The following is a 24,398-nucleotide window of genomic DNA, read 5'->3' as shown; positions in this document are numbered from 1 at the left end:
AAAGGCGGGAACAGAGTCTTCTAAAAGGCCTCCCCTAGTTTCTTCTATTTCTTTTGTCCGTAAGAGGTTTTGATGTACTCTCTCAATTCATCACATTTTTCAGGGGATATTGGATACACTTGGCCAACGCTTCTTGCTAGAATGTACATTTGGGCACAATGTTCGACACTAACACAAGTTTTCAATGCCTTAGCAAGAGATTCATCTGCTGCAAGTTGGCCATGATTTGCCATTAGAACCGCCTTCCGGTCGCCAAGCGCATTCACAACATTCATGGCAAGCTCCATACTTCCGTGCCTTGCATAGTCGGCAACTTCGATTTGCCCTCTCATTAGGACAACACTTGACTCAATTTGGGGCAAAGGTTGCCTTGTTATTGAGAGAGCCGTTGAGTAAAGAGAATGAGTATGGATTATGGCATTTACATCCTTTCTTTTTTTGTAGACTTCTCTGTGCATACCGTGTTCAATGGATGGTTTTCTTTCCCCTTCAATTACTCTTCCGTTCATGTCAATCAACACGATATCATCTGGCACTATCTGTTCGTAGTCAATACCGCTTGGAGTCATCAGGTACATATCACCGTTCTCTCCAACTCGCATACTCAGGTTGCCACCCGTACCGTGTACCAGACCACTCCTGAAGACCTTTATTCCGTACTCGATTAGTTCTTTCTTTTCTGCTTCAAACATTTCGTCCACACTCCCTTATTCAGACTGCCCTATATGGGATCTCATCGTTATTTGCATAAGCTAGGATACTTTCCAAAGCCATTTTCGAATGATGCGTTATTACGTCTGAGCTTGCACCGCCAATATGAGGCGTAATTATGAAGTTATCAAGTTTCAGGAAAGGATCATCGAGAGCTATCGGCTCGTAATAGAAGACATCAACGGCTGCACCTGCGATCCTTTTCTCTTTAAGAACTTTCAAAAGAGCATCGTGATCGACTAAAGCTCCTCTAGCTGTGTTTATAAGATACGCCGTGTCTTTCATTTTAAGAAACTCTTGCATACCAATCATCTTTTCGGTCTCTTTTGTCACAATAGCATGGAGACTTACAAAATCTGACTCAGATAGAAGTTCATCCATTGAAGAGGGTTTTGCTCCAATTCTTCGAATTTCATCTTCAGAAACGTAGGGATCGAAAACCTGTACATCCATTCCAAGAGCGATCGCTTTTGATGCAGTCTTTCTTCCTATTGATCCAAGACCAACAAGACCTAAGGTCTTCCCTTGAATATCAAACCCTCTAAATCTTATGTATGGCATAACTGCTAGTTGCGGATCTGACCAGATGACATCTTTACCCTTGTCGACGACATTGGTCATTTTGTCGACTGCCGCTGTCCCATCCTTTATTGCTTCGAAAGATTGGAATAATTTTCTCGCTGAACAAATCATAAGCGCTATGACAAGTTCTGCTACGCAATTCGCATTTCTCGCCGGTGTACATGTCACAGTTATGCCCTTTTCTTTGCACGCATTAAGATCTACATTTACAGGATTCCCGCGTGTAACCACTATTAATTTGATGCTGTCGACCGCTTTGATAATTGCACTGCCAATCTTGTCTGCACTTATTATCAAGATTTCTGGTTCTAGGGAATTTATCTGTTCGATCATAACGCTTTCCGAAAGGAAGTTCTTTTCTCCTGCTGCCCGACCTTTCAAGGTTATTATGAACTCCTTCTCGAGTACTTCTAGAGTCTTATTGTCTAGCTCAGATGTAATAAGAATCTTCTTCATGGCATTCCTCCAGTCATGTTATGCTAATCATCTTTGAGTACCATTGTTTCCATATTTTGAATTTCTTATTGTAGAAGTCGCCCATATCCTCATTTGAGGGAAGTCTACGTAGTGAACTCAATAAGGCTTTTTCAATTTCAGAGTTCTTCTCTTTGCCAATTATTGAAGCACCTAATGAAGTAGTATCGAGGTTGTCAGTAATTAATAATTCGTTTTCTCTCAATATTCTCGGAAGGATAACTCTTAGTAAGCTATTCTTTGATGCTCCTCCTGTTAGTATGATTCGCCTTAGGCTAATGCTTGATATCTCCTTCAGCTGTTCTATGTTCGCTTTTATTGCAAAGGTCAGGTTCTCTATGTATCCTGTCAGAATTGCACTGAAGATATTGACTCGCTCATCGTAAAAGGAGAGAGAGATCGGGAGATCTTTGCCCCGTGACACGTCAAATATCCCAGGGCCAAGAAAAGCCATTGTGTCAAATGATCTGTCTGCATTGATTGAGATAACATCATCTAGCTGTTCGCTGGAAAGAGATAGACTGTCATCGAACTGTGAAACCAATTCTTCGAGATCATTCTTAATCTTTCTGAACATTAGACCTGTCTTTCTGCAGTTACTCTCAAGTGTCCAGAGATCAGGTAGATACGGACAAGTCCACGTCCTACGCTGACTATCCAATATGGGGGAATCTGTAACTAGCTGTACAGGAGTCGTGGAACCATTAACAATTACAACGTCTCCGGGTTCAAATCCGCCCGACCCAAGAACTGCTGACTGAGTATCGGCCATAGAAATCTTGACATCAACACTTTCTGAGATTCCGATTTCTTGGGCTAGTGAACTGCTAACCGATCCGACGATTGTACCTGGCTTTTCGATTCTTGCAAGCCGAAGATGTGAAAGCTCAAGTAATTCGATGATTTGATGCGACCAAGTTCTCTTTCGCACGTCAAAAAGCATTGACTCCGAAGCATTTGTCTCCTCAGACACAGATTCATCCTTATTCTTTCCGAGCAACTTATATACAATCCATTCGTTAAGCATCATGAATCGGCTGATCTTTGTATACGTTGAAGGCGCTTCGTGCTTGAACCAAAGAAGCCGCATGGCCGGAAAGTAGCAGTCCGGCCAATGGCCAGTTATATCGTAGATTTCCTCTTTAGTGCTTCTAGGAAGTGATCTAGCAATTTTAGATGCCCTCGAATCAATGTTAGGACAGGCAGACAAGACTCGATCTTCTCTATCCAAAAAGACGCAGCCTTCACGCTGGCTTGTAACTGCGATCTCAGAAATTCCTGCTGTAAGGTCTGGCCTAAATCGTAGACTTCGCATCATTTGAACTAGCAACGCCCACAGGGTATCAGTATCAATTTCCTTTGCGCCAGGAATCTCTGACGTCAAGTACTCAAACTCCTTGTATTCTTTGTGGACAATCTGCATCCTCTTATCAACGATGCATAAATGAATCCCACCTGTACTAACATCTATTGTTAGCGTTGAGCTACTCAAAACAGGCGGCTCCTTTCATAGCGCTTCTTCATGACAGAAACAAGTAGCATGATCAAAATAATCAGACCCTTGGCAAACTCTTTCCAGTAGAAAGCGAGTCCCATCAATGTAAGGCCATTTGCGACTGTAGCCATGACAACTGCACCAAAAAGCGTTCCAAATACATTTGGTCTGAAGTTCCTTCTTGACATTATTGTACTCAAGTACGCGGCACCGATGGCGTCCCACATGTAGGAATGACCAACGAGTGGCTGACCTGAACGTATCTGAGAGCAGAGAATTATTCCGCCTATAGTTGCACACAAAGCACTAATAAAATAAGCAGCTCCATAGTAAAGCCTTACAGGAATGCCGGAAGCTCTTGAGGCCTTAATACTCTCCCCACATGCATAAAGTCTTCTTCCATATTTGCTCTTCTCAAGAAACAGATAGAGCAACAAGGTAAGTATTATGAGAATCAAAATCGGATTTGGGATTCCGAGAGTGCTACCGCGATATATTTGATTGAGAGCAGGAGGGGCGGGATAAAGATAGACTGGGAGCCCTCCCCTTGTGACACTCTTTTCTATACTGTTGCCAATAAATAGCACAGATATAGTTGCTATAAACGGATTCAGATTGGCTTTTGCAATTAAGAAAGCATTTACTAGTCCGACAGCAACTCCAACCAGGACCGCGAGAAGTATTGAAAGACCAAAACTCATTCCGGCTGCAACGCCGCTTGCGACAGTAATTCCGACAAGCCCCATTGTTGTTCCTGGAGTAAGATCAATACCCTTTGCTACAAGTGCGAGCATTACCCCATATGCAGCTGGTGTTGTTATAGAAAGTCTCAGAAGAATGTCGGAAATGTTGTCCCACTTGAAAAATGCGCTACTCGTTATAGCAAAGAAGATCACAACACCAACAAATCCGATTATTATGCTTCCATTTACCAGAAAATCAATAGCTTTCCGGGACGTAGTACTGCTGGTTGATATCACACTACTTTTCGAGTTGGACAATTTCACCACTCCCCATAGCATTTGTTATGACTACGACAATCACTAGACAACCCTCTATGAGTTTTATCCAGTATGAGCTGACACCTGACAGTGCAAGTCCATTTGCCAAGAGTGCCACGAAAAGAGCACCTACAACAGCTCCCGGAATAGTTATGACGTTTTTTCTAGAAATCGACATTCCGAAAAACACTGACAGTATCACTTCATTCAAATTAGTGTACGCAGCTTCTGGAGTATAACCTGAAAGCTGTGACAGGTAAACAAGTGAGACAATCCAAATGCATACCCCCATTGCTGCGAAGGAACTGAAACGTAACCTTTCAACCTTGAGACCGGCCTTTCTTGCAGCTACCTCATTCCCTCCCACAGCATATAGATGCATACCAAACGCAGTTTTGTGAACGAGCAAGTACATCATTAGAAAAGACAGGCCAAGAATCCATACAGGCAAAGGAACTCCTAGAAAGCTCTCAAATCTGATTGTTTGAAAGAACGAATGCGAAGTTGTCAGAAAGTAAGCCTTGCTTATAGCTTTCTCAAGACCGAGAGCGGCTAACATTGTTGATATTGTGGTCAACCAAGGATGTATCTTCAATTTGATTATTAGGAAAGCGTTTGCCAGTTCAAATCCCAAAGCAATTGCTAGTGCTGTTATCAACACAACTGGAATTGGTATTTCAGCGTGAACCATTCTGATAGACGTTACTGATACGACCCCAATTATTCCTACAAAAGAGAGATCAAATGATCCTGATAACATAATTGTTCCAAGCCCCATAGCCGGTATTGCTACAAAAGTGGCAGAGACAATTACGTTCATTAGATTGTCGAATCTCAAGAATCCCGGGGATGCGATGATCAGATAAATTATTACTGAAGAGAATATTCCCAAAGTGATGTAGCTCTTGAATTTTGTGATTCTCAATGCGTTTTCCATTTATGACACCACACTTCCGGATGATCCGATAGCATGCTTCAGAAGGATATCTTCATCGATGTCTTTCACATCAAGAGTGGCTCTGTGTTGCCCATCCTTCAGAATCATTACTCTATCGCAAAGCATCTTGATCTCCTCATATTCTGGGGTGATTATTATTATCGATGTTCCTTCGGAAGATATCTTCTTTAGAAGACGATAGATTTCCAGTTTGGCCTGAACATCAACCCCCATAGTTGGATAATCAAGTATTAGAATCTTGAGAGGAAATGCTAGCCATCTTGCAATCGCAACCTTTTGCTGATTACCACCACTGAGGAAGCTTACTACTGTTTTCGCGCTTCGCGTACTTATCGCCAAATCTTTTATCATCTGATCTGCCATTTCTAATTCGGATTTTTTGTTTACAAAACCGCCTGGGGAAAATGCATTTAGGTGAGAAAGAGTTACGTTTTCCGCTAGTGTAAATGTCCTAACCAAGCTTTCTTCCTTTCTATCTCTAGGAACATATCCGATTCCTTTCCTTATTGCGTCGGTTGGCTTCCTTATGTGTGTTTCCTTACCGTTCAGCTTGATTTTTCCTTTTTTTGGTAGCAAACCGTAGAATGCTCGAACCAATTCAACTTGACCTGCTCCCTCGGCACCGAAGAGTCCAAGAACTTCACCTTTATAGAGCGAAAAGGAGATCTTGTTGACTCTTTCGCTTTCTAGATTCTCAACTTCAAGCGTGATTTCGTCGGATACCCTTCTCTTTTCTCCTTCACTTCTACTAGCAACCTGCATATTTCCACCCGTCATATGGCTAATAATCTCGTCCTCATTGGTTTCTTTAAGATTGAGATCAACGATTTTCTTTCCATCACGCATTATCGTTATTGAATCGGCTATCTCAAATATCTCTTCAAATCTGTGACTAATATATATGATTGTTATTCCGTGAGATCGAAGCCCACGGATGATTTCGAAAAGTTTATCAATTTCTTTAGCTGAGAGGGGAGCTGTTGGCTCATCGAATATCATTATCTTTGGTTCTCTTACAAGTGCTTTTGCAATCTGAACTAACTGTTTCTCAGAAACGCTGAGATCTCTTATAAGTTTTCTTGGATCAATGTCTATGCCTATCTTTCCTAGAAGCAATTGATGTGCCTTTTCATTCATGTCTCTCCTGTCAATGAATGCCCTCACTGTGCCTCGGGATTCGTTGTTGAGCATTATCGACTCTCCGACAGTGAAGTATGAGACCAAATCGTTCTCCTGATAGATTGCTTGGATTCCTTCAGAATACATAACATCTGGTGTTATATGGCTGAAATGCTTTCCCTCGATTTCAACACTCCCAGAATCAGGAGTATAGATTCCCGTTAGGATCTTGATTAGCGTGGATTTGCCTGCGCCGTTCTTCCCAACTATGGCTCTTATTTCGCCCTTTGGAACATCGAAGTCTACCGAGTCCAAGGCAAGAATACCTGGAAATCTCTTTGTGATTCCTTTCATATTGAGTAATGATTCATTCATTTCGACACCTCAATGTTCTCTTAATATTGGGCCCCGTCGTCGATTTCAGACGGGGCCTTTCCTTAAAAACTGAGAGCAGACTACTTGAAGAATTAACCTACTTTAGAAGATCCTTTACATTTTCTGTAGTAACCAAAATGTGATCAACAAATCTGAGGACTGGAATTTCCTTTCCAGCAAGGAGGTCCATTGCGACTTCCGCACAGGTTTCTCCTATTTTGTAGGGCTGCTGTGCTACTGTAGCTACAAAGGAGGAGTTAGTATCAGCAATCATTTTCAGAGCAGTAGGATCTCCATCGAAGCCATAGCACTTGGCATGATATTGACTTCCCATATCATCGATTGCTTGTGCAGCCCCTATCATTGGCTGATCGAAGAGCGACCAGAAAGCATCTATCTCTGGATTGGCTCTCAACATGTCTTTTGTTTTGTTGTAAGCGTCAGGAACTGTTCCCGGAACAACGTAAGCTTCTTCGGCTACCACTTTGATGTTTGGATATTCGCTCAAAACCAAATCGAAGCATTTCTTTCTCAATTCGGCGATTGGACTGCCCGGTCTGAAGAAAATTCCAACTTCGCCTTCACCTTTTAGGTCAGCTACCATTCTCAAAACAAGCTCAACCATTGCAGTCATGTTGTTTGTTGAAACATTACACTGACTGTAGACAGACTGAAAATCTGCTGTAACTACCTTAATACCTTTTTCTCTTGCGATCTTCAGTTCAGGCTCAATTACATCTCGATATCCCAGAATGACGATCAGAACATCTACATCTCTCGAGATCAAGGTCTTTACATCGTTCAGCATCTTCTCAGGTCTTCTTTCACCATCGAATGCAATGACCTCAGCACCTAGTTCTTTTGCCTTTGCAATTGCTCCATTGTAGGCCTGAATATCCCAATCATGCTCTGTACCGATAACAGAGATTCCAATCAATGGTGCATTTGCGAACATTACAGCAGACAGCATTAACACGACAGCAATCACTAGCAAAGTTCTTGTTTTCATTTCATTGCCCCCTTTCGGATTATTTGGAACTCAATCTAGATTTGTTCTCAAGGATTGTATCGGCAGTGCTTTCATCAGTTACAAGTACATCTATTAGATTTCCTTCGAGTGCGCCCTGAATCGCCTCGGCTTTTTCGATGCCTCCAGCCACTCCAATAGCCTTTCCTGGTGTCTTGACATCTGCGCCAATAACTCTCCTGTTTAGTTCTTCATAGACAAATTTGCCCTCAATGTTGAACCATCTTCCAAGAATATCTCCTACCGCACCCATTGATTTAAGCAATTTCATCTCCGCCTCATTTACAATGCCGCTGTTCAAGTTTCTGTTTACGGTGCTACCTATTCCTACTACCGAAATTTCAACCTTCTTAATAATTTCAAGTACTTCAGACACGGCCTTCTGTTTCACCACGGTATCTACTGCATCTACTGTGTCGAGTTTGTAAGGGACCCAAAGACCATAATAAGGAACTCCAAATCTATCCGAAAACTTCATCCCAATGCTCGTGGGGTTCGAAGAGTAATTCCTAAGCAAATTTCCCAGTAGAGAGACCACCTTGAAATTCTTCTTGAATGTAATTGATGGATCGAAATAATTCGGAAGGTGACTAAGAGTCGCCCCGTTTCCCAAACCAAGAATGCTTATCTTCTCGAGCTGAGGAGACAGGTAATTGGCTGCAGCGCGAGCAAGACTTCTCCTGAGTTCTTCGCCATCTTCGGCGGTAGGTACAACTACAGCATCGTGAATCGAAAATACCTTTCTCAGCTTTCCCTCAACTGAGAGCAAGTTATGAACAGAATTCAGGATTTTTACCTGAACCAAGCCCTGTTCCTTTGCTTTTCTCAGAAGTCTCTGCACCTTCTGCCGTGACACCTTCAGGATAGAGCTGATTTCGCTTTGTGTCTTGTCTTCACAGTAGTACATCCATGTGACACGAATCATCATATCGTATTCGGGCATTTGCTCACCTCAATGGGCATTTATTTAATGATTATAGAATCCCCTCTAAGAATTATCCTAAAGCGATTAGGATGTATTATGCTTAATCTAAGGCTTGCATATGCAATTAATGGAGAAATTCTTAATTTTTGGCAGCTGTTGGAGATAGGTGTTCTCAAAGAGAATTGTATTGAGGATTAAGTAACAGAAGATGTCTTGTGAAGCAACCGCATCGTATGTAATCTTTTAAGGTAATAATTGGGACAGTGAAATCCAAGTGATAACACTGTCCCTATGATCCAATAGTGATTATTGATACTTGCCGACCAGCAGATTTATTTGTGCCACTTTCTTTACTGATTTTATTCCTTCGGGCGGTACAATTGTTTTGTCCCAAACAAGAACTAGCGGCCATTCATCCTCAGGTAGTTCTTCATTGTTCTTGGTTGTTGCGAGGATAACTCCATTGTTCATGTGGAGCTCTTTAGAATCAAGTGTAATAGCGAACCCATCTTCTGCAATTATCTCCACTTTGTAACCCTTTTCAGCTAGAGAAGAGTTGTAAGAGATTATCGAGCTATCCTGCATGTGCGGGGCATAGTCAGGATCGTCAGAAAAGGCAAATAGAAGCCAGAGAGGTATTCCAGAGTAGGAAAAATCTTCGCCTTTATTTGTGTAAACTACATTTTGCTTATGACAGCTTACTCCTGAGTCAATAGTTGATCTGTCCAGCAGAAATTCGATGAAGCCAGTGATCTTCAGGGTGTAATCAGAATACTCTTTATTGACAATCTCTATATCGCTTACCATAGAGATAGATGAATGTCCGTCAATATTTGGGCGACTTGGGCCAACCTTTATTGTCCTGAGATATCCAGGGTCTTCCGGCAAGTATTCACCGTCCTGTTTTAAAGCAATTATCCAGATACCTTCTTCTTCGTTCAGAATATCTCTCGCTGAGTAAATCATTTCATAACCGTCAACAGCTGTTATTTTTATCGTGGACTCGGGGTTGAGTTCTACCACTTCTGAAATTAATGACTTCATAGAGACTCCTCCGTAAATTGCTCCCCTAACGCTTCCAGCCAACGTTGTGTACTGTCCATAGTCCTCAATGTAGTACCGATTGCTTTCAAGATCAGCAATTGAGAACTCCTTCTCCTTTTCTGCTGAACGAACAGTAAGGCGGTAGTTCTCTCTCCGTTCATCAACGACTTTCACTTCCATTTCGATCATGGAGAGTTTTTTCACCCACAGATTTCCCGATATCTCTCCTACGACTGATGGTTCATGCAAGATGCCATCAACTTCATCGGTTAAGTAGATACTGTCAAAGGAAACTTCTGAAGTGTTGAAGGTTACCGAGTATCCGTCTTCTGCTACGAGAGTTATATCGTAACCGGTATCCCAGAGACTCTTAGAAAGGCTCCAGTCAGAAGGACCATGTGATGAACTGTAGATTACTACTCCCAGAGGAACAGCACTGTAGGAGGAAATTGATTCCTTTCTTTCTATATCTATAGTGTTGAATAATGATGAATCACCCTTCATTTTGTCGAAGTCGCTTGAAGTGAATTTGCTTTCAGTCATTCCACGCACAGCAATCTCCCATCGAGTTTCTTCAAATGAGACATCAACAGTTCTGGATTCGGGAAAACCTGAGTCACTGGAACTTATAATAAGCTGGAATACGTCTTTCATGAGAAGACCCTTGGCCGAAGGCTTTTCCCCCTTGTAGTGAGAAAATTCTTCGCCGAGTGCATTTAGCATATCTTTATTTGACACCTCTCCATCGTTACCATTGAATACAAAATAAGGTCTTTCGTCTGTATAACCAATAAAGGGTTTTCCAAGTGGGGTACCCCCATAGATTGCCTCAAATGGAAATACCTTTGAATATCCATCGGAAGCTACAACCTCTAGAAATTCACCTTCTGACATTCCACCTAAGTATTCCAAGATAGAGACTACGGGAATCCCCTCGAAACGAATTTGTTCTCCCCAGTTTGGCCCGCCATCCAACGCTATTCCTTCGTACCTGACGGTAAAAATCACTTTAGGGAAATCGTTTCTTTCAAAAGCAAACGTATTGTCATTACCAACTCTCGAAACTGTTATTGAAAGCATTGTAGAAGCTGAGATAAACACGGTTAGTAGCAACATAAGGAACTTCCTCATTCCATACCTTCATAATTTTCATAAATGATTTCTTGGCCACTTTCAAGCACGGCTCCTACTTCCATCTTCCCAGAAAGAGCGAGATTGAGAAGCTTCCACATAGTGTTCTTGTACAGTCCGTAAAGCGGACTACATGGAATTGGATATCCGTTTTCCATACTTCTCTTCATACCCTCAGGGAGATCAATGATTTTCAAAGCTGACTGGTTTGCAGGAATCTTGTAAGTGTTTTCGCAAAATATCTGCTGAATCTTCACCGACGTCAAATGTTCTATGATTTGTCTTGCTAGAATTGGGGATCTAGTTTTCTTCGCAATTGAAAACCCTTTGTAATCAAGCAGCGGGCGAAGCGGAAAAGGGAAGGGTACTATTCCATAATCAAGATCGATCTCTTCCAGCTGAGGAATCATGTATGAACCAGATAGAATAATTCCTGTTTTTCCGGCTGCAAATAGGCTTACCATTGCATCTCTCTCCAAGGTTCGGAATGTTCCGTCCCTAACTTTGTCAACAAGGTACGCAAGGGCACTTATCGTTGGTTGATCGGTTATGATTAATTCACCATCTTCTATTAAGGAACTCTTTCCAAATCCCAGTTGAAAAGGAACAAACCAGTACGCTGAATAGATATTCCAGCCTGCGGCAAGTTCACCAAGATTCTGCGAAATTGATTCGAATTCTTCAAGCGTCCAGTTGCCATCGATGTTTTCTACGACTTTTCTGTTGAACAGAGCGAGCTGGGTATCTGCATAAAATGGAATAGCCCAAAGTCTTTCATTATAAGTAAATGAATTTCTTCCCGAAAGATTAATTGGGTCAATGTAATCAAGAGGTTGAACGGCGTCTTCCCAAACAAGATCATAAATGTCGCTTGAACTTACCATTACGATGTCGGGAACTCGTCCGCCCGCTCTTACTATTGCTCTCAGTTTGCTCGCAGCTTTCGGGACTTCTTGAACGTTGATTTCTATCTGATGCAGTTCGCCAAACCTTGCAATAATTGATTTCAGTGCGGAGATTCCTTCCCAATCAAGCCAAATTTCTATTGAACGCGAATCGAGAATCTCTCCTTCTATTTCTACCGAAAGGATCTCTCCGAGAGTTTCGTGTCCTTCAAGTAACCATTCACCTTCTTTCAGAATGAGATTACTGTTGGGATCTACTACTTCCAGAATTCCATTTGCAGCAGTAACTCTCAGAGTATCTGCTTCTTGAACTAGAATAGGTACAACATCTGACATGGGGATAATTTTCCCATATGAGCTTTCGTAGGCGAACTGCTGCAAAGAATCATCCCAGGTCTTCCAAGAAGAGCCGTTAACATTGATCTGAATTGAGAAGGCCACAGTAGGCAAAAGAATAAAGCAAATCAGAAGCTTCAATAGCTTCACGTCTACCTCCTTTCCAAATTCGGGAGGCATGGCCGTTTCCAACCATACCCTAACGGCTCAAAACCATAGCGGGATGCCTTAGGAATGAGAGCTCGGAGGGCTATTCATAGTGTTCAGATAAAGGTGTCTTTCCAAGATGTCCTCTAAAAGTATAAAACACAAGACCCATAATCAGCAAGTTAATAACTGCGGCAGCTCCGAAAAGATTCCACTGGGTATAACCGGAGCCTAGACTTCCAACATAGGAATACAGTTTCACACCTATGGTGTATTTGCTATCTGAAAAAATGAACAGTAGCGGAACGAGAAATCCATTCCATGCACCTAGAAAAGCCACAATGAATGAAGTTGTTAGAACTGGTTTTGATAGAGGAAGAAGAATTCGGTAATTGTATCCCACTGAGCCAAGCCCATCAATTCGAGCTTGGTCCTCAAGACTTGCCGGGATAGTAGATAAGTAAGTTCTGATTGTGAATACTGAGAATGGTATTGCATGCGCTGAGTATATAAGTATTATCGGAAAATAGCTGTCTATCATTCCGATAGAATTGAAGAGATTGTATAGAGGTACAAGAGTGTGCATTCCACCAATCACACCGGCCATATTTAGCAGAACAATCATTAGGTCAGAGAAAGTCCCCCTATGTTTCCTAAGAAATGAAGCCAAATGAAAAGTCAGCAGAGGCGTTAATATTCCCGTTAGTGCTGAAACCAGAAGAGTATTAAAAAAAACCCGTAGAATTCGTTCTTCTTTCATAACTCTTTTGAAGTTGCCAAGAGTAAGGAATTTTGGTAGGGGAGAATCGATGAAAGTTGTAGACACAGCCGAAAGGCTTATCCATAGAAGATGAACCAAAGGTAGTAAAGCAGCGATGATCACTCCGGAGATCAAGAGATACTTCATTATTTTGAAAGCCCTTTCACTCCCTCGAAAGACTCTTTGACTTCCAGCTTGTTTTCTAATGATCATGAAGACAAGAAAGGATACTATCGTTGCTGGATTTAGCCCTTTGAGAAATCCCAGAGAAAGGACCGTTATCAGGTTAGTTGCAATATCTGCTAAAAGAACTGGAGCAAAACATCCTCTTCTATAAAATGTCAATAAGTAGAGAGGACCAATAATAAGCCCTGAACATCCTCCAACTGCAAGATGAGCAACAAGAGTAATAGTTATTAAGAATATCAGGTTTGGTTTTTCTCTACTCGAAAGAAACCACAGTACCATCATGAAAGCAACAACCAAGAGAGTTAGAACAGAGTATGCGGAGACAATTCCGGTTTCGTTTCTTCCCATAAAAATATCGTAAATGAAGATGTCCAAAGTTGTTGTAGCACCTATGATACTTCTTTTGGTGAAGCCTGATACTAAAGGTGGACCCCCATCTGTCATCAAAAAGACTACAGAGAACTCTTTCATGAATTTCAAGAAGTTGAGAACAAACATTGTAACCAAAGTAGGTTTCAATGTTGGAAGATAGAGATTGAAAAGGAGAGTTGTGTTGGTTCCGCCATCTAATTTAACAGAGTCAGTAAGTCCTTTTGGAATAGTTGCCATCGCCCCCCAGAGCACAAAAACAGTTATCGGAAGACCGAACCAGACACTAACAAAGAGAGCTGACAAGAATGCTGACATCGGATCAGTAAGCATATTGATGTCGAGTCCAATAAGATTGAGTGGAGAAAAACCGCTTCCGCGATGAATGATTGATCTCCATATTGGAACTCCAATATACAACGGTATCCCCCAAGGTACAAGCAAAGCAAGATACAGCGTCTTCCATCTTTTCATTTCGTTTAGGAAGTGAGCAATTAGTAAACCTAGACAAAGGATAATAATTGTGTTCAAGAAAGCCCATAAGATAGAAATCTTAAGACTAAAGAAAAACCCATTGTCCTGAATGATGTACTGAAAGTTTGATACGCTCAGAAGTCCGTCGACTATACTTGCGTCCAAAAAAGCTTTGAAAACTGGAACGAACCCAATCAAGATGACTATAAGAATTGCCGGCAAAGTTAGCAATAAAGTCATCAATTGTTGCCTCGACTAGTATTGTCTAAGAGGGTTGATTTAATACTCTCGATCGATCTTTTAATCTCGGGAGAATCGCTTTCGGATTCTTCAATCGATAGGATAATAGCCAGAATTGAAGCGTACGAACTCTGTCTGACCGCTTTATCTTCTATTCTCTCCGAATTGGTGATTTCCTTCCTAAGGGTTTCGACAATACTTTCTTGCTGAAACTTGGATGCGCTGCAAAAGGAGTCAATCAGTATACTGGAAACCTCTTCCTTAAGAACAGAATTGGTCAGCCAACTTCTGTCGATAATGATTTCTGTTCGGTATTCGTGTGTACAGTGGTGGTCTTTTGAGACCGCATACAGCAGCATACGCCACAGAATAGGTGCCCTGGATCGCCTCCACCATTCGTAATAGAAGTTCCTGGCTTTGTTGTCGGTTTTTATCAAGTAAAGGATGGTATCACGTACGAGATCTATATAGATATGAAGCCATTCCGGGTTTGATTCCGGCTCGCTCTCTTCGATGGTCTTTCTCGCGCTGCAGATGCTGTCGTACTCTCTTACAGAACTGTTAATTACCGACATGTCTGTGACGGCCTTCATTAGCTGCGAAGTGAGAATCGAAAGGATATCTTCGTGTAGAGTGTCAAGGTTCGATTCAATGATCTCAAACCAGAATTTCTTCAAGCAATCGGGTTTGACGAGAGGCTCAAGATCATACTGCCTGTGAAAGAGGGAAAGCTTCGCCGATTTCCCAGTCTGAGAAAGAGAAAAGAAGTTCTGAATGGCCTTTGTGATTATCCATGAGTTTGTGGTGACATCGACCTTCTTCAAGGCTTTCAGCATTGCGAGACCTGGAGTTTCCCCTTTGTGCCAGTTGTTGAGGATCAGATTCAACCATTCTGCCTGACAGGTATCGGGAATGTTCAAATCATTGTCTGCCATGTGCTCCACGATTGAAGAGACCAGATATGGGTTCAGGGATGATTTTCTGGAGGCCAAGAAAGTCAGGTGTTCCTGGCTGCTGCTTTCGAAAGCGGTTCTTACGAACCAGCGGGCGAGAGACTTTTCGATCTCCGTGAGAGTCTCTTCCTCGCGAAAGAGGCTGTCCAACATCGCTTTCGAATCTAGCCATTCCACCCATGCGAAGTCCTCTGCGAAACGACAAAAGACCTCAGTAAGGTCTTCACGGTTGAGACAGTATGTAAGGTAGCTGTCAGCCTTCTGATCTTTGCCGGGTTTCTTGCTAGCAATATGGTTGATTCTTTCAGTATGGGTTTCCAGATCTGAACTGGCAAGGTAAGTCCAGTTTTCAAGAGCCTTTTGGAGTTCGTAATGAACTTTCTTCTTTTCGGGTGTAAGTGGATAAGAAACGGGAATCACGTTAATCTCTTTCCACCTCTCGGCATCGTTCGCGCTGACAAGTGCGTATCTGTTCGACTGCCTTATGTCCAGTCCTCTGGCGAGGTAATCGACTATGGTATCTCTGTGACTGTATCCTATGAAGAGAACCGTGTAGTTTGATAGGTACAGGTCCCTAAGAAAGTCCCTCGCCCAACCTTCGGTGAGGTAAGCTCTTCCGAAGTCCCTGTTAGTTACTACAAGCCACCTCGAATCTTGTTCCACGTTTCCATGTAGATATACTATTCCCCTGAAGTCGTTGCCTCTCGGTAGAGCGGGCGCTTTGAAGATATCGAAGCCGTCGTACCTCTCTCCATAATTCTTCAAGACGGTTAGAAAGTGCGCGTCGTAATTTGTAGTTACGATTTTGAGGTCCCGGGCGCTTTTGAATAGAAGAGGAATAAGGTTGTGAAGCTTTGATGGCCTAGAAGTTTGTTCACTCATTATCTGCTTCACAATTTCGTGGACACCTTGTCTGTCATTCTTCGAGTCAAGACTACCGAGGAAGACGTCCGGAGGCTGCACTCTCTGCTGTTTTGCGTAGTATTTTTGGCCGTAGCTTTTCGCGACGGCCTTTGCGAGATCGACAAAACCGGGTATGTTTGACGGCGAGGCCATCGAAACACCAGCACCCGCGAAGACCACCAGCCTTTCTTCCTCCTGCGCCCTTATTAGTTCTGTCGGAATATCTACATGGTCTGTTGAGAGCATTATTCCACCTGCTGTCTTTTCTCACTAGAAGTCTTACTCAAAAATTGAAACTCGTTTCTGAGCAAAGCTTCCTTAATGAAATGATACTCCATTGCTGCAGCTAGTGTTTGAGCACAGCCGACAATAGAGACTCATACTGAGTTGAACGTTGGGCCTGACCTGAAATGACCTTATACTGTCGATTGATATTTAGTTGAATCTATTGATCACTAGATTACGTAAACCAGGAATCAAAATCAGGTATTTCATATTAGATCAATTAAAGTATGCCTTTAAGTTACACTATGGAGATGGTAACAATTGTAGTTCAAAATATACTCCACAAATATCAATCGAGCTTAATCAAGTGTTAATCGTGTAACTTTTGTTATTAAGTACTGAGTTTGGAAGCCTTTCCGATTTGCTGTCCATGGTTTTTTTATTCAAGTGATTGAACTAAATTGACTTTCAGATAAGGGTTGTGGAATAAACATACATTAGAATTCAATTAGTTTAAACTACACGGGTTGAAATAGGATGAAATATAGTCGCTCAAGGAGGCGAAATTTGAATGTATTTTCACGCCGTAATGCTAGACTGAGTTCAAGGACTGAAATACGCCGCTCTCTGTATTCTACTCAGCATTTTTCGCCGTGTTATTTCTCCTTACAGTTATTATGAAAGGTCATTGGAAATCACATATTGGGTCTTAACAAGATTACCAATTATTGTTCATGGAGGAGGCACAGGAATGAAAAAGGCTTATGTGTATGCTGTGGTCTTGCTGCTTCTTATAATGATTACCGGTTGTCCGGCATTCTGGAAATCGGCCGACGCCACTTTAAAGAAGCTTATGTACAACGGAGTTGAAGTACCCGAATTCAGTGCGAAGAAGACCTTGTATTTGGTTGTACTTCCGGCGGGCACTACGGAACCGCCCACTGTTACGGCCGTATCTGCAGTTGAAGGGGTCAACATAGTTATAACGGACGCCGAGACGCTTCCCGGGACCGCAACGGTACTCGTCACCTCTCTTAATGGAAAGGAAAGCCTAACTTACAGCATCTTCTTTACAGTGAAGGTAGAGATCTCGATCACGGCCGATCCTCCGAATGGAGGAGAATTTAGCGGAGACGGCGAATACGTCTACGGAGATCTCGTAACGATAGTGGCCACACCATCCATTCACCATACGTTCAATGGATGGTATCTCGACGAACCTGAAGAAGAGAGTTTTGAGGAGAGCGGTGACGATCCTATATACACTGATCCCATCGTCTCTTTCGAGGCTTTGAACGATGTAAGTCTTTTGGTATCATTCAATCCGATGGAATATACCTTCAATCTTGTGCCTGTTCCTCCTGAAGGTGGAGAAGTGGCCGGAGGAGGCGCTGTGAATTACGGTGATTCTCTAAATCTTAGCGCATTGTCTAATGACGGTTATGGCTTTGCGGGATGGTGGATAGACGGCTATATGTTTAGTGATCAGGCCGTTGATCAGGTTAGCACAGTCGAAATCCTAAATCACACCGAATGCATTACCTGTACGGAATACACCATACAGGGGAGGTTCGATCCTTCGGCTCCTCAGTGGCAATTAGACGTTACTATTGAATCGACGCCGGTTAACGGCGGTGAGACCTGGGGCGCGGGAGTGTATCCGTACGGCAGCTATGTGACTGTCGGGGCGACCCCTTCAGAGCATTACAATTTCGATGGGTGGTATTACGGTGGGGAAGAGCTAAGCCAAGGCGCTACTTACACTTTCCCGGCAAATGACTACTACACTGAGGGCATTACATACACCGCGCTCCCCTTACTAGGGGCGTTTGCAGATATAATATACAGTTTCAACGCAGTTGCAGAACCTCCTGAAGGTGGGACGGTGAGCGGCGGAGGAACGGCCAAATATGGGCAGACCGTTTCATTCCTGGCCGCACCGAATGAATCCTACACCTTTGAGGGCTGGTACTACGGTGAAGAGAACATGAGCGGATCCCCAAGCTTCACCCTTGACACTGCCAGCTTCCTGGATACCCATACGCTTCCAATAACGAGTACGGAAAACAGCTTCACTTTTACGGCGAAGTTCGATCTGGATGTGCCCGATACAATTACAGTGAGCCTAAGAGCTGAGCCACCGGAGGGTGGTCAAGTAAGCGGCGGAGGCAAATTTCCAAAAGGGACGAGCACTACTATCAGCGCCAAGCCTAATCCCGGATATGAGTTTAGTGGCTGGTACTATGAATCATGCGGGAGTTTTTTCAGTGGTTATCCGACTATTACTTTAAGCGATTTGCAGTTTGATGTGACTCTTTTTGCGTCTTTCTACCAGCCTTAAGAGAGTGAAGTTCTCTTTTCAAGACCGTATCTTTTTAGTTGGCATAGTTTCAGTGCACATGATAAAGAGCCTGAGGAGAGAATCCTCAGGCTTTTATCCTTTCAACAAAACCAATTCTAAAACCGTCTGGATCTCTGATGACGAATTTCAGAATTTCGTAGGGAGTCGTTTCGAGAGGAGTATCGACTTCCACAGCGTCTTTGATTCTATTCCACAGCACCTCGACACCGGTGATTCGGAAGTTCAAGATGTCTGAATTCCTGATTCTCTTCAATCGCGGAGTTTCGATTATCCCAAAGCCGGCCGTTCCGTCGAGTTTATAGGACTGCCATTTGGTCTGTTCGTAAAAAAAGTCCGGTTCGAACCCGAGAATCTCTTCGTAGAAGACTCTCGCTCTCTCAAGAGAGCTGACAGAGATAGTATTCACCTGGCAGGGAGGGGAGCCCACACTACTTGGAATCGACTTCTTCAAAAAGGTTGTCGATTACGAGAGGCTTTACTGTCCTTCCGGCAAGAAGATTGCCAACAATCTCCAGACAAACGGAACCCTGCTGGATGAAAAGTGGTGTTCGTTTCTCAAAGAACACAACTTTCTCGTTGGAATAAGCATCGACGGGCCGGAGAGACTGCATAACGTTTACAGAAAGACCAGGAGTGGTGACCCGACCTTCCAGAAGGTCTTCAAGGCCATAAGGCTTTTGCACAAATACGAGATTCCCTTCAATACCCTGACCGTGGTTAACAGAATAAACGCGAAGTATCCTGGAGAAGTGTATCGCTTTTTGAGGGAAACAGCCGGTTCAACCAGAATGCAGTTCATCCCTATCGCAGAACCGAAGGTATTCAGAAGTTCGCCCACTACATTCATTCCCGAAAATAGTATGCCGATTACAGGTTCTACTGAAGCCCTGCCAGGTAAGCACGGTTCGCTCGTTGCTGATTGGTCGGTCGTTCCTGAAGACTACGGAAGTTTTCTCAACGGTGTTTTCGATATCTGGTACAGGGAGGATATTGGCAAAGTCTTTGTCTTTCTCTTTGAGTGTGCTCTTGCCCAGTGGCTCGGGATGGAGGCATCGTTGTGCATCTTTTCCGAAACTTGCGGAAGGGCACTTGCACTGAAGGCCGATGGAAGCCTGTACTCCTGCGATCACTTTGTCTATCCCGAGCACAGGCTTGGGAATATTAAGGACCGGAGGTTGCTCCAAATGGTAACTTCGACATCACAGAATGTCTTTGGAGTTTCGAAAGCTGCCACGCTACCGGAATACTGCAACAAGTGCGAATACCTTTTCGCCTGTCACGGAGAATGCCCGAAGAACAGATTTGTCAAAACACCAGATGGAGAACCGGGACTGAACTACCTTTGCCCCGGACTGAAGAAATACTTCTCCCATATAGATCCATACATGAAAAAGCTTGCCGAAGAGTATCGTTCGAGAAAGTGAAAGAGTCCGGAACTCATCTTACCGAAGTGTGTTCAGTGATTCAAGTAACTTATCCAGGATTGGTTTCACCGTATCTCTTTCCTTCTCCGAAATTGAATTGGCAATCGGACCATAGATCTCTCCAAGCACTGCCATTGACTTTTGAAATATCTCTCTTCCCTTAGCCGTTATCGAGACGATGTTTGCCCGCTTGTCTTCAGAGGACCGTTCTCTCGTTATAAGGTGCTTCTTCTCCAGTCCGACACATATCACCATGGTGTTCGTTGTGTCCGTTTCGAGATATGAGGAGAGCTGCTTCTGGGTCATCTCTCCGCGGCTTGAAAGAACGAGCAGTGCGCCGAACTGCGGATAGGTAATACCCAGAGGTTCCAGGGCAAGCCGTGCATTTCTGCTGAGGTTTATGTGCAACGAAGCGATTTTCTCGAATAGGCTTCCCATCTTGTCATCGAAGATCATCGGACAACCTCAGAAACCTCTTCAGCAGCCTCTTGGTTGCTATAACAAGTCCAAGAGTAGCAAACGCAATCCCTGCAAGAATAATGGAGCTATACGGTGCAAAAGAGCAGACAGAATAGTAGCCGACGCAATTTGGCTTTGAAGCTTCCCACGGGAAAAGCGTGACGGCCGCTGGTACGAGCGGGGAAAGCGCCACAGCCAACAGGATGCGGTTGATCAGTTTTCTCATTTCCTCCGATTCCTCCTTCTCTTCCTTTCACAGACCGGAAGCGACCCGAGTCTTTCGTGTTTTTCCCGGCATCTGTCGCATATACCGTGGAACTCGCACTTCCTTTTTCTGCATGGGCAGTCACTCATATCGGATTCACCTTCTTCATTCAATACTGATATTAATAATAATTATGATTATAATAATTAGTATTAAATGAATGAGAAGAGTTTTTTATCGTAAGACAACAATCGATAGAAAAACACGCCCCCCAGAAGAAAGCACTTGAGGAAATGAGCTGAAATGAGAAAACTGTAAGCGAGGTCCAGTTGAAAGAGTAGAAAAAATGGACTATGATCCAATTAAGTATTCACTTAATTGGATTGGAGAGAACATTTTTGTGAATCTCGAAATCGATGTATTGAAGGCACTTGCAGATAATACAAGGTATGAAATTATTAAGCTGCTTCTTCGGAGGGAGCTCTGCGTTAGAGCTCTTTCAAGAAGACTCGGTATTTCCGAGCCAGCCGTCTCTCAGCATCTTAAGGTGCTTCGGAGCGTTCATCTTGTCAAGGGCCATAAGAAAGGATATTTCACCCATTATTCTGTGGACAGAGGGAAGTTGAAGGAGCTGTCGAATCAACTTGCTGAGCTTTGTGAAGAATCTTCAGATACTCTTCTCTCTAACAGCATTGCAATTGTGCAGGAATAGATTGGCGGTGGTTTAAACTCCAGTGGGGAAAGCGGTTAGGTTTCTCAGGATAAGTCAATAGAGAAATGCGTGAAATATACAAGCTTGGGGGGTAGTCGCATTGGAAATTATTGAAGTCTCGGGCCTTTCGAAGAACTACAACGGCTTCACTGCCGTGAATAATATCGACTTCTCGGTTGAAAAGGGAGAGGTATTCGGTTTCCTTGGACCTAACGGAGCCGGAAAGACTACTACGATAAACATGCTCACGGGTCTGGCAAGACCTACTTCGGGAAGGATCGATATTGCAGGCAAAGACGGTATCAGAGAGATCAAGAAGGTTCAGAGATTGATCGGGATTGTTCCTGATGAGAGCAACCTTTACGATGATCTTAGCGGCTATGAGAACCTTGTCTTCTGTTCGGCTCTCTATGGGGTCATAAAGTCTGAAAGAGAAGAAAAGGCGAGGTCTCTGCTGAAGCAGTTTGGCCTTGATAATACAGGAAAGAGACCGTTCAAGGCTTTTTCGAAGGGGATGAAAAGAAAGCTCACGATCGCCGCGGGCTTAATTCACGATCCAGAGATTCTCTTCCTCGATGAACCCACTACAGGCATCGACGTCGAAAGCGCAAGGCAGATAAGATCTTTGGTAAGAGAACTTAACGACCGGGGAACCACGATCTTTCTGACCACGCATTACATAGAAGAGGCCGAAAGGTTGTGCGATAGGATTGGTTTCATCGTCGGGGGAAGAATTGTAAAGATAGGTACCGTGGTCGACCTGATGAAAGAAGCTCAGAGAGAAAATATTGTTGAATTCACTCTTGGAAGTGATTCCGTTGATCTCAAGAAGCAGTTGATTGAAGAGTTCAGCAACGTGACTATAAACCTCCGACCTGGTAACACTCTTAGAATAACCTCTTTGGAATCAATAAAATTGATGCCGTTTATGAGCTTCTTCGGTTCCCGTGGGGTCGATGTGTATGAGGCGAAGATAGTCAGACCATCCCTCGAGGAGGTCTTCGTAAAAGTAACCGGAATCGAGGTTGAAAAGATGAAGACAGAGAAAGAAGGGAAGAAAAAATGAGCGGAGTTGCCTACTGGACAATCCTTATGAAGGATATGAAGAACTACTATTTGAAGCCGCCAAACATAAGCTGGGGAATTGTGTTTCCCATCTCATGGACCCTCATGTTCTTTGTGCGATCGGGAAGCGCCGTAGACATAAGAGGCATATTGCCGGGGGTTATGGCTCTCTCCGTTCTCTTTGGGACTACATCGATGCTTGCAGTTACGATAACTTTCGAACGAAAAAGCAGGTCATTTGAACGTTTGCTTCTCGCTCCCATAAGCCTCAAGCTTCTAATGCTTGCAAAAACAACTGGGGCGATACTTTTCGGAATTATCAACGCTTTCATTCCCGTTCTTTTTGCCCTCTTGATTGTCGACCTATCTGGAATAAACTGGTTCCTGGTTTCAGTTAGCGTTCTGTTGATTGCCGTGACTTCGACCTTTCTTGGTCTTTTTATAGCGGTTTCGGTCAGCGAAGTATTCGAGGCGCAGACGTTCTCTAACTTCTTCCGTTTTCCTATGATGTTTCTTTGTGGTCTCTTCATCCCTATAGAGAATCTGCCGGTTTTTCTGAGGCCATTTTCATTCGTCCTTCCTCTGACGTACGGTGCCGATTCTCTTAAACATGCGATAAACAGAAATGGAATCATAGATCCTCTGGCGAGCATTTTTATACTGCTGGGCTTTGCCGCACTGCTCTTTCTAATAAGCACGCGCAATATTGAGAAAAGGTGGATTTACTAGTGTCCTAGTTTCTCTCCGGTTGATGTTGCACCGATTACTCTGTCAAGAGCCTTTCTGAAATTCAACTCTGTTCTTTCCTCTGCCTTTCGCTTCATACAGAAGGTGGTCGGTCTTCTGAATGAACTGAGTCGCATCTTCACCTGACCAGCTGGAGACACCAGCGCTCATCGTCACCTTAGGATCTGTGGTCTCGGCCAGCTTCTCCCGGAGACGATCTGCAGTAAAACTTGCCATTTGCAAATCGCTAGAGGGCAGAAGAATAAGAAATTCCTCCCCACCATACCTGAAAACGAAGTCAACCTTTCTTAGAGAAGCCCTGATTATGCCCGCCACATTCTTGAGAAGCATGTCTCCCTGCAGGTGACCGTAAGTATCGTTGACGCTCTTGAAGTTGTCAAGATCTATCATGATCATGGATAGAGGAGTCCCGTATCGTGTGGCTCTATTTATCTCTCTTTCTGTTATGGGATACATCTTCTTCTGGTTGAGGAGGCCGGTCAATGGATCTATCTCGGCCTGTTTCTCGAGCAACTCATTGGCCTTCTTGAGTTTGCTGTCGATTTCGAGAAGTTCTTCATATTGCTTTTCGATAGTTGTCTTTGCTTCCTGAAGTTCTAAGTTCTGATTGCTCAGTAACTGTATTTCGCGCATCTTCTGCTGAAATCTGAATGAAGCCGCCAGCTCAGCGGCCCTGGCACTGGAGGCTTCCCTGTAAATTCTTTGGGACAAGAGGTCAAGTTCCCTGTAGGTTTCGAGAGCCAGCCCCTCTTCTCCAAGCTCTTCATGGATCGTAATCTTATTTCTTAATGCGTTAGGCACTTTCGACATGCTTCCAGACTCTTTCTGATACTCTATATAACTTTCGATTTTTTCCAGAGCCTTTGCATAGTTGCCAGTTCCCATGTAGTACTGAGCCTTAAGAAAATCGAATTCAGCAGACCCTGCAGGATCTTCGATTTCTTTGACTAGAGGTTCGGTTTTCTTGAAGATCGCGGGAACTTCGTCATACCTTTCCGCGCTGATCAGCACTTCGGAGAGATTGAAGTAGCTGTGTGCCAAGAAGGCGAAGAAGGGAACTTCTAGCCGTGCTTAATCGAAG

At 43.5% G+C, this 24,398-nt stretch carries 21 protein-coding genes and 1 riboswitch; of the genes, 5 read left to right on the top strand and 16 right to left on the bottom strand.

All coding sequences use genetic code 11. The features are described from left to right. Nucleotides 1–44 precede the first annotated feature (44 nt). The 12 genes from B3K42_RS09000 to B3K42_RS08945 form a co-directional block, all read right to left on the bottom strand. On the bottom strand, nucleotides 45–692 hold the full coding sequence (locus B3K42_RS09000) for a class II aldolase/adducin family protein (RefSeq protein WP_110991183.1): 648 nt from the start codon (nucleotides 690–692) through the stop codon (nucleotides 45–47). 19 nt (nucleotides 693–711) lie between these two features. Further along, complete coding sequence (locus B3K42_RS08995; protein ID WP_110991184.1) at nucleotides 712–1,749, bottom strand: NAD(P)-dependent oxidoreductase; 1,038 nt, start codon at nucleotides 1,747–1,749, stop codon at nucleotides 712–714. 13 nt (nucleotides 1,750–1,762) lie between these two features. Beyond that, nucleotides 1,763–3,259: an FGGY-family carbohydrate kinase gene (locus B3K42_RS08990; RefSeq protein ID WP_110991185.1), complete on the bottom strand. Its 1,497-nt coding sequence runs from the start codon at nucleotides 3,257–3,259 to the stop codon at nucleotides 1,763–1,765. Then, complete coding sequence (locus tag B3K42_RS08985; RefSeq protein WP_181419132.1) at nucleotides 3,256–4,263, bottom strand: ABC transporter permease; 1,008 nt, start codon at nucleotides 4,261–4,263, stop codon at nucleotides 3,256–3,258. The genes B3K42_RS08990 and B3K42_RS08985 overlap by 4 nt, the downstream gene beginning before the upstream one ends. Continuing rightward, nucleotides 4,244–5,200: an ABC transporter permease gene (locus B3K42_RS08980; protein ID WP_110991187.1), complete on the bottom strand. Its 957-nt coding sequence runs from the start codon at nucleotides 5,198–5,200 to the stop codon at nucleotides 4,244–4,246. The genes B3K42_RS08985 and B3K42_RS08980 overlap by 20 nt, the downstream gene beginning before the upstream one ends. Then, nucleotides 5,201–6,715, bottom strand: coding sequence for a sugar ABC transporter ATP-binding protein (locus B3K42_RS08975; protein WP_110991188.1), 1,515 nt, complete (start codon nucleotides 6,713–6,715; stop codon nucleotides 5,201–5,203). A gap of 97 nt (nucleotides 6,716–6,812) precedes the next feature. Beyond that, nucleotides 6,813–7,724, bottom strand: coding sequence for a substrate-binding domain-containing protein (locus B3K42_RS08970; protein ID WP_110991189.1), 912 nt, complete (start codon nucleotides 7,722–7,724; stop codon nucleotides 6,813–6,815). 19 nt (nucleotides 7,725–7,743) lie between these two features. Further along, nucleotides 7,744–8,685, bottom strand: a complete 942-nt coding sequence (locus B3K42_RS08965) for a sugar-binding transcriptional regulator (protein ID WP_110991190.1) — start codon at nucleotides 8,683–8,685, stop codon at nucleotides 7,744–7,746. Between the two features lie 288 nt (nucleotides 8,686–8,973). Continuing rightward, on the bottom strand, nucleotides 8,974–10,842 hold the full coding sequence (locus B3K42_RS08960; protein ID WP_110991191.1) for a hypothetical protein: 1,869 nt from the start codon (nucleotides 10,840–10,842) through the stop codon (nucleotides 8,974–8,976). Then, on the bottom strand, nucleotides 10,839–12,233 hold the full coding sequence (locus B3K42_RS08955) for a sugar ABC transporter substrate-binding protein (protein ID WP_146227082.1): 1,395 nt from the start codon (nucleotides 12,231–12,233) through the stop codon (nucleotides 10,839–10,841). Before B3K42_RS08955 ends, B3K42_RS08960 begins: the two co-directional genes overlap by 4 nt. Continuing rightward, a riboswitch (molybdenum cofactor riboswitch) is annotated at nucleotides 12,224–12,343 on the bottom strand. (Overlaps the previous gene by 10 nt.) After that, nucleotides 12,334–14,262 (bottom strand): ABC transporter permease subunit, encoded by a 1,929-nt coding sequence (locus B3K42_RS08950; protein WP_110991192.1) that lies wholly within the window; start codon nucleotides 14,260–14,262, stop codon nucleotides 12,334–12,336. (Overlaps the previous riboswitch by 10 nt.) Beyond that, entirely contained in the window at nucleotides 14,262–16,364 is a 2,103-nt protein-coding gene (locus tag B3K42_RS08945; protein ID WP_110991193.1) for an SIR2 family protein, read from the bottom strand. The genes B3K42_RS08950 and B3K42_RS08945 overlap by 1 nt, the downstream gene beginning before the upstream one ends. A gap of 730 nt (nucleotides 16,365–17,094) precedes the next feature. Between B3K42_RS08945 and B3K42_RS08940 the strand changes: the two genes are divergently transcribed. Then, entirely contained in the window at nucleotides 17,095–18,684 is a 1,590-nt protein-coding gene (locus B3K42_RS08940; protein WP_110991194.1) for an InlB B-repeat-containing protein, read from the top strand. Nucleotides 18,685–18,769: 85 nt separating this feature from the next. On the opposite strand, the gene B3K42_RS08935 is transcribed toward B3K42_RS08940, so the two are convergent. After that, nucleotides 18,770–19,111, bottom strand: coding sequence for a VOC family protein (locus tag B3K42_RS08935; RefSeq protein ID WP_258367481.1), 342 nt, complete (start codon nucleotides 19,109–19,111; stop codon nucleotides 18,770–18,772). On the opposite strand from B3K42_RS08935, the gene B3K42_RS08930 reads away from it, so the two are divergent. Then, nucleotides 19,092–20,129 (top strand): anaerobic sulfatase maturase, encoded by a 1,038-nt coding sequence (locus B3K42_RS08930; protein ID WP_349680968.1) that lies wholly within the window; start codon nucleotides 19,092–19,094, stop codon nucleotides 20,127–20,129. The genes B3K42_RS08935 and B3K42_RS08930 overlap by 20 nt on opposite strands. A gap of 18 nt (nucleotides 20,130–20,147) precedes the next feature. On the opposite strand, the gene B3K42_RS08925 is transcribed toward B3K42_RS08930, so the two are convergent. Further along, nucleotides 20,148–20,585, bottom strand: a complete 438-nt coding sequence (locus tag B3K42_RS08925; RefSeq protein ID WP_110991195.1) for a MarR family winged helix-turn-helix transcriptional regulator — start codon at nucleotides 20,583–20,585, stop codon at nucleotides 20,148–20,150. Further along, nucleotides 20,572–20,814: a hypothetical protein gene (locus tag B3K42_RS08920; RefSeq protein WP_110991196.1), complete on the bottom strand. Its 243-nt coding sequence runs from the start codon at nucleotides 20,812–20,814 to the stop codon at nucleotides 20,572–20,574. The genes B3K42_RS08925 and B3K42_RS08920 overlap by 14 nt, the downstream gene beginning before the upstream one ends. Before the next feature lie 325 nt (nucleotides 20,815–21,139). On the opposite strand from B3K42_RS08920, the gene B3K42_RS08915 reads away from it, so the two are divergent. From B3K42_RS08915 to B3K42_RS08905, 3 genes are all read left to right on the top strand, one after another. Continuing rightward, nucleotides 21,140–21,505: an ArsR/SmtB family transcription factor gene (locus tag B3K42_RS08915; protein WP_110991197.1), complete on the top strand. Its 366-nt coding sequence runs from the start codon at nucleotides 21,140–21,142 to the stop codon at nucleotides 21,503–21,505. A gap of 100 nt (nucleotides 21,506–21,605) precedes the next feature. Further along, nucleotides 21,606–22,571: an ABC transporter ATP-binding protein gene (locus B3K42_RS08910; protein WP_110991198.1), complete on the top strand. Its 966-nt coding sequence runs from the start codon at nucleotides 21,606–21,608 to the stop codon at nucleotides 22,569–22,571. Further along, on the top strand, nucleotides 22,568–23,299 hold the full coding sequence (locus B3K42_RS08905) for an ABC transporter permease (RefSeq protein ID WP_110991199.1): 732 nt from the start codon (nucleotides 22,568–22,570) through the stop codon (nucleotides 23,297–23,299). The genes B3K42_RS08910 and B3K42_RS08905 overlap by 4 nt, the downstream gene beginning before the upstream one ends. Before the next feature lie 42 nt (nucleotides 23,300–23,341). On the opposite strand, the gene B3K42_RS08900 is transcribed toward B3K42_RS08905, so the two are convergent. After that, nucleotides 23,342–24,358 carry a tetratricopeptide repeat-containing diguanylate cyclase gene (locus tag B3K42_RS08900; RefSeq protein ID WP_292598344.1) on the bottom strand — a complete coding sequence of 339 codons (1,017 nt, stop codon included), beginning with the start codon at nucleotides 24,356–24,358 and terminating at the stop codon, nucleotides 23,342–23,344. Nucleotides 24,359–24,398: the final 40 nt, after the last annotated feature.

Source organism: Mesotoga sp. UBA6090, from assembly GCF_002435945.1.
In the GTDB taxonomy this organism is placed as follows: domain Bacteria; phylum Thermotogota; class Thermotogae; order Petrotogales; family Kosmotogaceae; genus Mesotoga.
This window is presented reverse-complemented; position numbering and strand designations above follow the sequence as displayed.

Excerpts from the sequence above, each read along its gene's own strand:
- B3K42_RS09000 (WP_110991183.1), bottom strand. The coding sequence starts at position 692 with ATGTTTGAAGCAGAAAAGAAAGAACTAATCGAGTACGGAATAAAGGTC.
- B3K42_RS08995 (WP_110991184.1), bottom strand. The coding sequence starts at position 1,749 with ATGAAGAAGATTCTTATTACATCTGAGCTAGACAATAAGACTCTAGAA.
- B3K42_RS08980 (WP_110991187.1), bottom strand. The coding sequence starts at position 5,200 with ATGGAAAACGCATTGAGAATCACAAAATTCAAGAGCTACATCACTTTG.
- B3K42_RS08975 (WP_110991188.1), bottom strand. The coding sequence starts at position 6,715 with ATGAATGAATCATTACTCAATATGAAAGGAATCACAAAGAGATTTCCA.
- B3K42_RS08970 (WP_110991189.1), bottom strand. The coding sequence starts at position 7,724 with ATGAAAACAAGAACTTTGCTAGTGATTGCTGTCGTGTTAATGCTGTCT.
- B3K42_RS08965 (WP_110991190.1), bottom strand. The coding sequence starts at position 8,685 with ATGCCCGAATACGATATGATGATTCGTGTCACATGGATGTACTACTGT.
- B3K42_RS08960 (WP_110991191.1), bottom strand. The coding sequence starts at position 10,842 with ATGAGGAAGTTCCTTATGTTGCTACTAACCGTGTTTATCTCAGCTTCT.
- B3K42_RS08950 (WP_110991192.1), bottom strand. The coding sequence starts at position 14,262 with ATGACTTTATTGCTAACTTTGCCGGCAATTCTTATAGTCATCTTGATT.
- B3K42_RS08945 (WP_110991193.1), bottom strand. The coding sequence starts at position 16,364 with ATGCTCTCAACAGACCATGTAGATATTCCGACAGAACTAATAAGGGCG.
- B3K42_RS08940 (WP_110991194.1), top strand. The coding sequence starts at position 17,095 with ATGAAAAAGGCTTATGTGTATGCTGTGGTCTTGCTGCTTCTTATAATG.
- B3K42_RS08925 (WP_110991195.1), bottom strand. The coding sequence starts at position 20,585 with ATGATCTTCGATGACAAGATGGGAAGCCTATTCGAGAAAATCGCTTCG.
- B3K42_RS08920 (WP_110991196.1), bottom strand. The coding sequence starts at position 20,814 with ATGAGAAAACTGATCAACCGCATCCTGTTGGCTGTGGCGCTTTCCCCG.
- B3K42_RS08915 (WP_110991197.1), top strand. The coding sequence starts at position 21,140 with ATGGACTATGATCCAATTAAGTATTCACTTAATTGGATTGGAGAGAAC.
- B3K42_RS08905 (WP_110991199.1), top strand. The coding sequence starts at position 22,568 with ATGAGCGGAGTTGCCTACTGGACAATCCTTATGAAGGATATGAAGAAC.